The organism is Paenibacillus sp. FSL L8-0708 (assembly GCF_038009325.1).
Taxonomy (GTDB): Bacteria; Bacillota; Bacilli; order Paenibacillales; family Paenibacillaceae; genus Paenibacillus_AQ; species Paenibacillus_AQ odorifer.
Genome location: NZ_JBBPBC010000001.1, coordinates 1,232,697 through 1,244,947 on the forward strand (window position 1 = coordinate 1,232,697; position 12,251 = coordinate 1,244,947).

11 protein-coding genes are annotated in these 12,251 nt (G+C 44.6%); 10 read left to right on the forward strand and 1 reads right to left on the reverse strand.

What is annotated here, in order from left to right:
• Positions 1-174 precede the first annotated feature (174 nt).
• From NYE58_RS05465 to groL, 7 genes are all read left to right on the forward strand, one after another.
• Complete coding sequence (locus tag NYE58_RS05465; RefSeq protein WP_341001260.1) at positions 175-810, forward strand: 5-formyltetrahydrofolate cyclo-ligase; 636 nt, start codon at positions 175-177, stop codon at positions 808-810.
• Between the two features lie 3 nt (positions 811-813).
• Positions 814-1,284 carry a cyclic pyranopterin monophosphate synthase MoaC gene (moaC, locus tag NYE58_RS05470; protein WP_076129224.1) on the forward strand — a complete coding sequence of 157 codons (471 nt, stop codon included), beginning with the start codon at positions 814-816 and terminating at the stop codon, positions 1,282-1,284.
• A gap of 85 nt (positions 1,285-1,369) precedes the next feature.
• Positions 1,370-1,855, forward strand: a complete 486-nt coding sequence (locus NYE58_RS05475; RefSeq protein WP_036676512.1) for a MogA/MoaB family molybdenum cofactor biosynthesis protein — start codon at positions 1,370-1,372, stop codon at positions 1,853-1,855.
• A gap of 139 nt (positions 1,856-1,994) precedes the next feature.
• On the forward strand, positions 1,995-2,237 hold the full coding sequence (locus NYE58_RS05480; RefSeq protein WP_036676510.1) for a twin-arginine translocase TatA/TatE family subunit: 243 nt from the start codon (positions 1,995-1,997) through the stop codon (positions 2,235-2,237).
• Between the two features lie 143 nt (positions 2,238-2,380).
• Complete coding sequence (gene tatC / locus NYE58_RS05485) at positions 2,381-3,148, forward strand: twin-arginine translocase subunit TatC (RefSeq protein WP_076305009.1); 768 nt, start codon at positions 2,381-2,383, stop codon at positions 3,146-3,148.
• Between the two features lie 512 nt (positions 3,149-3,660).
• Complete coding sequence (gene groES / locus NYE58_RS05490; protein ID WP_036676506.1) at positions 3,661-3,942, forward strand: co-chaperone GroES; 282 nt, start codon at positions 3,661-3,663, stop codon at positions 3,940-3,942.
• Between the two features lie 78 nt (positions 3,943-4,020).
• Entirely contained in the window at positions 4,021-5,652 is a 1,632-nt protein-coding gene (gene groL, locus NYE58_RS05495; protein ID WP_076129222.1) for a chaperonin GroEL, read from the forward strand.
• Positions 5,653-5,789: 137 nt separating this feature from the next.
• Here the strand turns inward: groL and NYE58_RS05500 are convergent, their stop codons facing one another.
• Positions 5,790-6,767: a tRNA dihydrouridine synthase gene (locus NYE58_RS05500; RefSeq protein ID WP_076129221.1), complete on the reverse strand. Its 978-nt coding sequence runs from the start codon at positions 6,765-6,767 to the stop codon at positions 5,790-5,792.
• 264 nt (positions 6,768-7,031) lie between these two features.
• On the opposite strand from NYE58_RS05500, the gene NYE58_RS05505 reads away from it, so the two are divergent.
• The 3 genes from NYE58_RS05505 (at position 7,032) to NYE58_RS05515 (ending at position 12,239) form a co-directional block, all read left to right on the forward strand.
• Positions 7,032-9,614, forward strand: coding sequence for an S-layer homology domain-containing protein (locus NYE58_RS05505; protein WP_341001263.1), 2,583 nt, complete (start codon positions 7,032-7,034; stop codon positions 9,612-9,614).
• A 141-nt stretch (positions 9,615-9,755) separates the two neighbouring features.
• Positions 9,756-10,964 carry an MFS transporter gene (locus NYE58_RS05510; protein WP_036676501.1) on the forward strand — a complete coding sequence of 403 codons (1,209 nt, stop codon included), beginning with the start codon at positions 9,756-9,758 and terminating at the stop codon, positions 10,962-10,964.
• A gap of 297 nt (positions 10,965-11,261) precedes the next feature.
• Positions 11,262-12,239, forward strand: coding sequence for a ring-cleaving dioxygenase (locus NYE58_RS05515; RefSeq protein WP_076187299.1), 978 nt, complete (start codon positions 11,262-11,264; stop codon positions 12,237-12,239).
• The last annotated feature ends 12 nt before the right edge of the window (positions 12,240-12,251 follow it).

Genomic DNA, 12,251 nt, shown 5'->3' on the forward strand with positions numbered 1-12,251 from the left:
TATAGTTTACATGAAAAGCGTTTCCCAAGCGAGGGTTCGATCTAATGTAAGGAGGGAATAACGACCTAGTCCGATAACACAGTTCTATCCACCTTGGCGAACCGGGGAGAAGAGTGGTAAACTGGATTTACAAACAAGGATAAGCTAGGGATGAATAAGAGGGGGAGGCCGACAATGTCCAGCAAGGAGTCGGAGATCTCCAAAGTAAAGCAACAATTACGAACGGAGAAGACCATCGCCCGAAACGAGCTGTCTTCGGACCAGAGAAGTAAACTATCATCTGAAGTCTGCCACTATGCATTGGAGTGGCTGGAGACGAAGGGTATAACTTCACTAATGGCCTATGTGTCTTTTCGTTCAGAGCTTGATACCCGCCCACTTATCACACAGGCGTGGAAAGATCAGCGTAAGGTGCTGTTGCCGCGTGTAATTCCAGCAAGCGGTGAAATGAGTATCCACGCGGTGAATGCATGGAGCGATTTAGAGCCGGGGGCTTATGGTATCCAAGAACCTATTGTCTCCAGCAGAGATTTATTAGAGATTGAAGAGATTAAGCTACCTGCTGTTGTGTTCGTACCAGGGCTAGCATTTGATCTTCAAGGCGGCAGGCTTGGCTACGGTCGAGGATACTATGACCGGTTACGTGCGTCTTGGGAGAAAGCCGGGGACGTTAGCGCACAGCCCCCGATATGGATCGGGTTAGCTTACGGCATGCAGTTGGTTCCAAGGGTGCCGATGGATGAGCATGATGCTTTAATGGACATGCTGATTACTGAAAATGGTATAGTGCACTGCCGAAAAGGAGAGTGAGCCATGGAATTGACCCATTTCAACGAGCAGGGAAGAGCTCGTATGGTGGATGTGAGTGAGAAGGAGATTACGAAGCGGACAGCTGTCGCGCGGAGTATGATCAAGATGGCTGCTGGAACGCTGAGCGCCATTAAGAGTGGCAAGATCAGCAAAGGTGATGTCCTTGCTGTTGCACAGATCGCCGGGATTATGGCGGCTAAGAAGACGTCAGACTGGATTCCGATGTGCCACCCGCTGCCACTTACCGGTATTGATATCAGCTTCTCCGATAACAGCGAAGATGAACTTTATATAGAAGCAACAGTCCGTACTACAGGAAAAACCGGAGTAGAGATGGAAGCCTTAACCGCTGTTTCTGCCTCAGCACTAACGGTGTACGACATGTGTAAGGCTATTCAGAAGGATATGATTATCGGACCGACGCTTCTGGTATCTAAGAGCGGGGGCAAGAACGGAGATTATGCGCTCGAATAAGTATCAGCTGCTTTTGTTCGAAGCGCTGAGGCGAGCAGGCTGAACTGTACAGCCAACTATACATATAGAGAGGAAGGACAAACCTATGGCGTGGAAGACAGCAATCCTAACGGCCAGTGATAAAGGGGCCAGGGGCGAACGGGAAGACACGAGCGCCCAGGTTATTCGGGAGCTGGTGGAAGAGGAACTAGGTGGCGAGATCATTGAATATCGAATCGTTCCCGATGAACAAGATGAGATTATCGCAGCCTTGATTGAACTGACGGACTATTTTCAGGCAGATTTGGTACTGACCACCGGAGGCACAGATCTGGCGATTCGTGATGTGACCCCGGATGCTACTCGGCGAGTAGTAGAACGGGAAGTGCCTGGGCTCTCAGAAGCTATGCGAAGCACAGTGATGCAAAAAAACCGTGCAGCTATGCTTTTTCGTGGGATATGCGGCATTCGCGGTCGCACGTTGATTGTCAATTTACCTGGAACGCCGAAGGGTGTTCATGAGAATCTGGCAGCTATTATGGATCAATTACCGGAAGCACTGCTCATGGTAACTGGCCAATACCGCCAATAACCCTTTGTCATCTTCTTGTCACGTCACAATGATAATCTATTTATAGAAGAAAGTGGATGTAACTGTGACATAAGTTATGGTATTATTAAATTAAAGTAAACGATACCATGAACGGACAGGTGGACAAGGAGGAATAATAATGTTTAGTGGAATTGGTACTCCTGGTATTATTTTGTTGGTCATACTGGCACTTCTGCTCTTTGGCCCAAATAAACTGCCAGAGCTAGGCCGTGCAGTTGGACGAACCTTCCGTGAATTTAAGGAAGGCGCGCGTGAAATCATCGGGGATAATGAACCGGTGAAGAAGAGCGAAGCTCCTGTGCCGACGGCCCCGCAAACGGTCGCTGCAGATATTCCTCAGGACAAACGCCTGCCGGAATAATAGAAGATCTTTCAATGGGGCATTCTCAGGAGTCTACTAGACTTGAGGAGACGCCCCTTTTTCTTTGCTTTCCGCAGCAACGGACACTGCTTTGAAGAAAGTTAGTGTTATCTTTTTTACTCTTGTCATGGGATGGTGTCTGGATGTCTCTGAAATCGGAAGAAATGTCGGTGGTGGATCATCTCACCGAGCTGCGCAAACGGATTATTTATGTGTTAATCGTATTTGTCCTTGGATTAATAGGCGGATTATTTTGTGCAAAGCCCATTTACGATTATTTGATTAGCACGGACCTGGCGCAAGGTTTTGTTCTGCATGCATTCTCATTCTGGGATGGCATTGGGATGTACATGAAGATCGCGATGGCCGTTTCGCTAGTGATTTCTGTCCCGTTTATTGCCTACCAGCTGTGGGCATTTATCAGTCCGGGCCTGCGGCCAGAGGAGCGAAATGCGACACTTCGTTATGTTCCCTATGTGTTTGTTCTTTTCCTTATCGGTCTTTCTTTTGCTTATTATATTGTTTTTCCAATGGCACTTTCGTTCACGATCTCAATTACCAGAAGCATGGGACTGGAAGAGACCTACGGGATTGCACAGTATTTTAACTTCATGTTCAGCCTGGTATTGCCGCTGGCATTGCTGTTTGAACTTCCATTGCTGGTGATGTTTCTGACCAAACTAAGAGTTCTCAACCCGCTACGCTTGCGTAAAATGCGTCGGTACGCCTATTTCACGCTTGTTTTTATTGCTGTAGTTATCACGCCCCCGGATTTTATCTCAGATTTTCTGGTGACGATTCCACTGCTCATTTTGTATGAGTTCAGTGTATTTTTATCTGCATTTGTCTACCGCAAGCAACTTGCTGCGGACGCGGCACGGGATGAACGGTATGTTCAGAAGCAGGAGTGAGGAGAGAGGCTGCCGCTAAGTAGATTTTCTACGAATGTGGCAGCTTTTTTGCTATAAGTTGATTTCATTAGTTGGATTGAATACACTTAGTAAGTAATTGTTATCGATCGATCAGGATCATTAGATGCAAAGGTCTAACCATTCTAGCAACGTTCATATCTATAAGGGGTGAGAGGAAAGCGCTGGAATCCTACGCATATTTTCAAAACCCGTGGATACAATGTAATAGAGTGTGTGCTTGGACAAGCATTGAAACGTATTTTTTTGCGAAAACTAATACGAATTTGTGTAAAAAGACTTGAAATCCGGGCTCAAGTTGAGTATCATAAAAATTGTTGTTAGCACTGCACGCTGTTGAGTGCTAACGCTCTTGAAAAATAGGAGATGGGCTGGAGATTAGCAGGGTTCCATTGATATTTTTCAAGAACATCACAGCATTCTAAGTTTGACCGGTAAGTTCTAAACTATGTTTTGAAGCAAAATAACATAATTTTAAAGGAGGCTATTTTTTCATGATCAAACCATTAGGTGAACGCGTATTGGTGCTACCGAGCGAGCAGGAGGAAACAACTTCATTCGGGATTGTGCTTCCGGACTCCTCGAAAGAAAAGCCACAAGAAGGAACTATTATTGCAGTAGGCAGCGGAGCTTTGAAAGATGGAGTACGTGTAGCACTTGAAGTTAAAGAAGGCGACCGTGTTCTTTTCTCAAAATATGCAGGAACAGAAATCAAATATGAAGGTAAAGAATATTTGATTATGAAAGAAAGCGACATTCACGCGATTCTTGACTAAGCAAGAGTCGATCATAAGCTAAATCTAAACTACTTAAAGTAATAGGATATACAAAAAATTCTAGGAGGTAATTACACAATGGCTAAAGAAATTAAATTCAGTGAAGAAGCTCGCCGCTCTATGCTTCGTGGTGTAGATGCTCTGGCAAATGCGGTAAAAGTTACACTTGGACCAAAAGGCCGCAACGTGGTGCTTGAGAAGAAGTTTGGTAGCCCACTCATCACTAACGATGGTGTAACGATCGCTAAAGAAATCGAACTTGAAGATGCATTCGAGAACATGGGTGCTCAACTGGTTAAAGAAGTTGCTACTAAGACTAATGATGTAGCCGGTGACGGTACTACAACTGCAACGGTTCTGGCTCAAGCTATGATCCGCGAAGGTCTGAAGAACGTAACTGCTGGTGCTAACCCAATGGTTATCCGTAAAGGTATCGACAAAGCGGTTCGTGCAGCTGTTGAAGAATTGCAAAAAATCGCTAAGCCTATCGAAGATTCCCAAGCTATCGCTCAAGTAGCTGCTATCTCTGCTGCTGACGATGAAGTAGGTCAATTGATCGCTGAAGCTATGGAAAAAGTAGGTAAAGACGGTGTTATCACTGTTGAAGAATCCCGTGGATTCGCTACTGAGCTTGAAGTAGTAGAAGGTATGCAATTCGACCGTGGTTACATTTCCCCATACATGATTACTGATACAGACAAAATGGAAGCTGTTTTGGAGAATCCATACATCTTGATCACTGATAAAAAAATCAGCAGCACTCAAGAAATTCTTCCATTGCTTGAAAAAATCGTTCAACAAGCTAGACCGCTTGTTATTATCGCTGAAGATATCGAAGGCGAAGCACAAGCTATGCTGATCGTGAACAAACTGCGTGGAACATTCAACGCTGTTGCTGTTAAAGCTCCTGGCTTTGGCGACCGTCGTGAAGCTATGCTGCAAGATATCGCTGCCCTGACTGGTGGCCAAGTGATCACTGAGAAGCTCGGTCTTGATCTGAAGAGCACTTCCATTGAACAACTGGGTAACGCACGTCAAGTACGCGTAACTAAAGAAAACACAACAATCGTAGACGGAAGCGGCGACAAAGCGGACATTAATGCACGCGTAAGCCAAATCCGTGCTCAACTGGAAGAAACAACTTCCGAGTTCGACAAAGAGAAATTGCAAGAGCGTCTGGCTAAATTGGCTGGCGGCGTAGCCGTTGTCAAAGTTGGCGCTGCAACTGAAACTGAACTTAAAGAGCGCAAACTTCGCATCGAAGATGCCCTGAACGCAACTCGCGCAGCGGTTGAAGAAGGTATCGTATCCGGTGGGGGTACAGCTCTTGTGAACGTATATAACGCTGTTGCTGCTGTAGACGTAACTGGCGACGAGAAAACAGGCGTTAACATCGTGCTTCGCGCGTTGGAAGAGCCAATTCGCACCATCGCAGCTAACGCTGGTCAAGAAGGTTCCGTAATCGTGGACCGCTTGAAAAAAGAAGAAGTAGGTATCGGCTACAACGCTGCTACTGGTGAATGGGTGAACATGTTCGAAGCGGGTATCGTTGACCCTGCTAAAGTAACTCGTTCCGCGCTTCAAAATGCTGCATCCGTAGCGGCTATGTTCTTGACTACTGAAGCAGTTATCGCTGACAAGCCTGAGCCTGAAAAAGGCGGCGGCATGCCAGATATGGGCGGCATGGGTGGAATGGGCGGCATGATGTAAGGAAATCATTATCGAAGCAATTCGATGATGAGTTTCCTTGAGAGGAAACACCATTTGACCACATAGTACAAAAATGAGAGACCTTTCATAAGTTCATTGAACTTTTGAGAGGTCTCTCATTTTTTTGTGGGTATAATTTAATCTAATTCTTGCTCTAAAACAGTTTTTACTAAACGACGTACTTCATCTGTTGATCTTGTATCCATTAATTGATTTCTTAGTTCGCCTGCGCCTCTAAATCCACGAACATAGATTTTGAAAAAGCGAAGAAGTGGTTTAAATAAACGTGGCTCAAGTTCATTTGAATATTTATCGTGAAGATCCAACTGTAAAAGAAGTAAATTGAGGAAATCCTTCGCGCTGTGTTCTTTAGGTTCTTTTTCAAAGGCAAATGGGTTGGTGAAAATGCCGCGGCCAATCATGACTCCATCAACGCCGTATTGTTCTACTAATTTTAATCCTGTTGCGCGGTCAGGAATATCTCCATTAATAGTTAACAACGTATTTGGAGCAATTTCATCGCGTAATTTTTTTATTTCAGGGATTAGTTCCCAGTGTGCCTCTACTTTACTCATCTCTTTTTTTGTACGAAGGTGAATGGAAAGGTTCGCAATATCTTGTTTCAATATATGTCCTAACCAGTCGCGCCACTCGTCAATGTCAGAGTAACCTAATCTTGTTTTAACACTAACCGGCAATCCACCTGCTTTTGCTGCTTGAATAATTTCTGCTGCAACTTCAGGATGTTTTATTAATCCGGCACCTTTTCCATTCGATGCGACGTTTTGTGCTGGGCACCCCATGTTTAAATCGATACCACGAAAACCAAGTTTTTTCATATCAATGCTCATCTGTTCAAAAAATACGGGTTTATCACCCCAAATATGAGCGACAATCGGTTGCTCATCTTCTGTGAACGTTAATCGACCACGTACACTGTCTTTTCCTACAGGGTGACAATAGCTTTCTGTATTTGTGAATTCTGTGAAAAATACGTCGGGTTTCGCAGCTTCACTAACGACGTGCCGAAATACAACATCTGTGACATCTTCCATGGGCGCTAATATAAAAAACGGCTTCGGTAAATCAAGCCAAAAGTTTTGTTCGTTACTCATATTATCTCCTCTTGTTGTAATATATAAAAACGATATAAGGATAGCAAAGTCCTATACCCATCATACATAGTATCATTTTTTTTCGTTTGATGCACAGAATCAATGATATGAGAATGTTCATCCATGGCTATTTGTTTATAATCTGTTTATTGATACTTGTTATAATCCTGTAGATGAAAAGTTTGTAATATAAAGTCGAATCGTGTTAACGAATCGATTATAGACAAACGACATAACGCATCCAAAGAACAGGGGGATAAGCAAGTGAACAAAAAGCAATGGATAAGCTCTATATTGGCTGCTGCTGTATTATCAAGCCCTATCATTATGCCGACCAAAGGATCGGCAGCGGCTTCCTTTATTGATATTGATGGCTCATACGCAAAGAAAGCGATTGTTGAGCTATTCGATCAGGGGATAGTGACCGGTGTCGGAGAGAGTAAGTTCTATCCTACGTCGAATATTACAAGGCAGGATTTTGCAATTATTTTAGCAAAGACATTAAAGCTGGATGTTTCAAACCCTCCTGCACTGCCAACCTTTCTGGACGTTCCCACAAGCAACTACGCATACAGCTATGTAGAGGCAGCTGTCAAAGCCGGATTGATTAAGGGTACAGGCAGTAATCTTTTCGGTACGGGGCAAAATTTATCACGTCAGGATATGGTCGTCATGTTCGTGAGAGCATTGGGAGTCAATCCTACGGGTAAAGCTGGAACTTTGCAATTTGCTGATAGTAGCCAAATTGCTGATTATTCCAAAGATTTTATAGCTGCTGCTGTGGAATATGGATTGATTACCGGATATAATAATTTTTTTAATCCTGATGCCAAAGTAGATCGTCAGGCCGTAGCTCTAGTAGCCTCTAAGTTTCTGAAGTTTAAGGAGAACGGAAACACTGAGCAGCCCGCCTCCACCCCAACTGCTCAACCGAGTAAAGAGCCGGTAACAGTGCCTACTCCTGTTGTTGGAGGGTCTTCCTCTTCGCAAAGTGAGCATAGCAGCAATTCAGATACAAATGCACCTATGGTTGAAAGTACCAAGTTCGAGGCGATCGATAACTACAACGGGACACAAGATCAGCTTCGCGGGTTAGCGGGAGCCATTGGCGAGCAAGGAGCAGCGGTACAAGCCTACCTGTGGACGGATGCGAATGAGAACGGTGAAGTAGATGCCGATGAGTTAGGAACAGCCATCGCATTAGGCACCAGCGAAGCAGACGGATCTGTGAGTGCGGCCAATATTGGGGATCTGAACGCAGGAACGTATCGTTTCGTGATTACCGCTAAGGATTCATCCAATAATGAATCAGCGAAGAACGCTGCACATGCGGTTACGGTGACCTTAAGCAAAAACGAAGTTCCGGATACGAGTGCACCAGTAGTGGACGCAACTAAGTTCGAAGCGATTGACAACTACAACGGGACACAAGATCAGCTTCGCGGGTTAGCGGGAGCCATCGGCGAGCAAGGAGCAGCGGTACAAGCCTACCTGTGGACGGATGCGAATGAGAATGGTGAGGTAGATGCCGAAGAATTAGGAACAGCCCTCGCATTAGGCACCAGTGCAGCAGACGGATCTGTGAATGCAGCCAATATTGGGGATCTGAACGCAGGAACGTATCGTTTCGTGATTACCGCTAAGGATTCATCCAATAATGAATCAGCGAAGAACGCTGCACATGTGGTTACGGTGACCTTAAGCAAAAACGAAGTTCCGGATACGAGTGCACCGGAAGTGGACGCAACTAAGTTCGAAGCGATCGACAACTACAACGGGACACAAGATCAGCTTCGCGGGTTAGCGGGAGCCATCGGCGAGCAAGGAGCAGCAGTACAAGCCTACCTGTGGACGGATGCGAATGAGAACGGTGAAGTAGATGCCGATGAGTTAGGAACAGCCATCGCATTAGGCACCAGTGAAGCAGACGGATCTGTGAGTGCGGCCGATATTGGGGATCTGAACGCAGGAACGTATCGTTTCGTGATTACCGCTAAGGATTCATCCAATAATGAATCAGCGAAGAACGCTGCCCATGCGGTTACGGTGACCTTAAGCAAAAACGAAGTTCCGGATACGACTGCACCGGTAGTGGACGCAGCCAAGTTCGAGGCGATCGACAACTACAACGGGACACAAGATCAGCTTCGCGGGTTAGCGGGAGCTATTGGCGAGCAAGGAGCAGCGGTACAAGCCTACCTGTGGACGGATGCGAATGAGAACGGTGAAGTAGATGCCGATGAGTTAGGAACAGCCATCGCATTAGGCACTAGTGAAGCAGACGGATCTGTGAATGCAGCCAATATTGGGGATCTGACCGTAGGAACGTATCGTTTCGTGGTTACGGCTAAGGATTTATCCAATAATGAATCGGCGAAGGACGCTGCGCATGCGGTTACGATTGAGCTTGTTAATGGTATTCTGACCACACCTACGGTTACTAGCTCTATATATGGCTTTGACGGAGGTGGCGGTTCAAAAACAAAACAACTGATAACGGGTTCTACACAATCGCGCATTCGCTTCGACTTTTTCTCCGGGGAAAGCTTTACGAATGCTGAAATTCAGGTAACGCTGGAAGGAATTACCTTTACCGCAAACGACTATTATACCATTAGTGGATGGACACATCCGACGAGTGATCAAATTAGCAATAATGGGCATACGTTAACTTTCACAGGAAGTAACATAGGTGTTTCGGATATCGCTTTTGAACTTCATAATAAAGTGATGCCGGCACCCGGGACCTATCTCATTAAGTTCAAAGCAGATGCGGATGGACCTGGAACAGCCAGATCTTATTCCGAGGAACAAGTCATTACCTTAATTATTTTGCCACCGGCTTAAACTAGAAGCTTCTCATGAGTTCTTTGAACTTGTGGGAAGCTTCTTTTTTATGAAAAATAGGATTGCTCAATATAGTCTAAATGAGTATTATGAGTAAGGTATGTTCATATAAAAATAGAGATAAACAGGATGGAGAGCACCATGAAAACAACACGTCAGAACGCATTGATTTTCTCGTTTACTTTTATGGCTTTTATTCTGGGTACGACGGAGTATATTATTGTTGGTTTACTCTCTGAAATATCCTCAAGCCTCGGAGTTACGCTTGCGACAGCCGGGGGATTGGTATCTGGCTTCGCGATTTCTTATGCCATTGGCACACCAATTATGATGTCCTTGTGCAGCCGTGTTCCGAAACGGATTACGATTCTTGTATCACTTGTATTGATTTTACTGCTAAATTTGTGGAGTGCTGTAACTGGAACTTACAGTATGCTGCTGGTGACTAGAATAGTTACTGCCATACTATGTGGCTTTGTTCTTTCTGTAGCCATTACGGTAGCGAATGAAGCGGTTGATCAGGAGAAGAGAGGCAAAGCGATTGCTACAATTTTGAGTGGCTTTGCTATTGCGAATGTTTTTGGTGTGCCGATTGGTACTTTCGTCGGGCAGTTTTTTAATTGGCCAGCAGCGTTTGTTCTGAATGGGATATTAGCTGGAGTTGCCATAGTCCTAAATTATATCTATATACCACGCCAATTACCGAAACCTGTGCCTAGCTCACTTAAGGATCAGATCGGATTGCTCACAAACGGCCGCATTATTCTTGCATTTCTCATTCCGGTTACGGCAGTGGGAGCCGTATTTGTGATGTACACTTACATTACACCTATACTGGAGCAAGTCATGAACGTTCCTAAAAGCTCGGTTAGCGGTGTGCTGTTTGTATACGGAATTGCCACGATTGTCAGCAACTGGATTGGTGGCAAGGTTGCGACCGGGAATGCGGTTAGTAAGCTGAGATTCGTGTTCCTTATCCAAGCTGTGGTCTATGTTATCTTTAGTATGACCGCATCTGTTTCCATTCTAGGAATGATTGTGCTAATGGCTCTAGCCATGATGTCGAGTATTGTGAGCGCCCCTGCGCAGCTCTATTTGATTGACTTAGCTAAGCAGTTCTCACCAAAAACGAAGGATCTTGCTGCCTCATTGAATCCAGTAGCCTCAAACCTGGGAATTGCAGGCGGGTCCGCGATCGGTGGAGTGGTTGCCGGGCATGGAGGATTAATCTCTCTTCCTGTAGCTGCTGCCATCCTGGCGATATTGGCCTGTGTGATTACGTTGATATGTTATAAGATGGATCATCAAAGCCAAGCAGCGGTCATCACTCAGCATCATAACTTAACCTAATGAGATGATATAAAATATCCCGGCTTCATACGAGTTCATTGAACTTGTGTGGAGCCTTTTTTATATGGAAAGCTTCAAAGCGTTGACTTCCTACAGATTCAGTGCTAAACTTATCTTAAGTTAAAGATATTTAAAGTGAAGATAAAAACTCGATGCTATCCACCAAAGAGCTTGTACAGTAGAAAAAGATCTTTTTTTTAAGTAATATCTTAACATTAAGATAATTAAACTAAACTTTCTTGTTCTTGGGAATTATATTACGAGTCAAAATCAACTAAACATTAGGAGGGTATAACAATGAGAAACTTAAAAGGGATTCACCACGTTACAGCCATCACAAGCAGCGCAGAGAAAAATTACGAGTTTTTTACTTACGTGTTAGGTATGCGTCTAGTGAAGAAAACAGTTAATCAAGATGATATTCAGACGTATCATTTGTTTTTTGCAGATGATAAGGGCAGCGCCGGAACAGATATGACCTTCTTTGATTTTCCTAACATCCCTAAAGGGGTTCATGGAACTAACGAGATTGCGAAAACATCCTTCCGGGTACCAACAGATGCTTCATTAGACTACTGGGTTAAGCGTTTTGATCGGCTTGCAGTGAAGCATACCGGCATTAAAGAGCAATTCGGCAAAAAGACATTATCCTTCGTAGATTTCGATGATCAACAGTATCAACTTATTTCAGATGAATTGAATAAAGGTGTCGTATCAGGTACACCGTGGCAAAAAGGACCTATCCCTTTGGAGTATGCAATAACTGGTTTGGGACCGATCTTTGTACGAATTGCTGATTTCAACTACTTCAAAGAAGTATTGGAGAAAGTGATGTTGTTTAAAGAAATTGCTCAGGAAGAGACGTATCATTTATTTGAAGTTGGCGAAGGCGGAAACGGTGCACAAATTATTGTAGAGCATAATGAGTTCTTACCGAATTCACGCCAAGGTTTTGGGACTGTTCACCATGCTGCTTTCCGTGTAGAGGATCGTGCGATGCTGGACGAGTGGACAGAGCGTTTTGAAGGCTTTGGATTCCAAACTTCAGGATATGTAGATCGTCACTTCTTCGAGTCGTTGTATACACGTGTTGCACCACAAATATTGTTTGAGCTTGCCACTGACGGGCCAGGATTTATGGGAGATGAGGAATATGAGACCGTTGGCGAGAAGCTTTCATTGCCACCTTTCTTGGAACCTAAACGTGAGCAAATTGAGAAGTTAGTCCGTCCTATTGATACCGTTAGAAGTACGATCGACTTTGTGAAAGAGTGAAGAAGGGGCTGA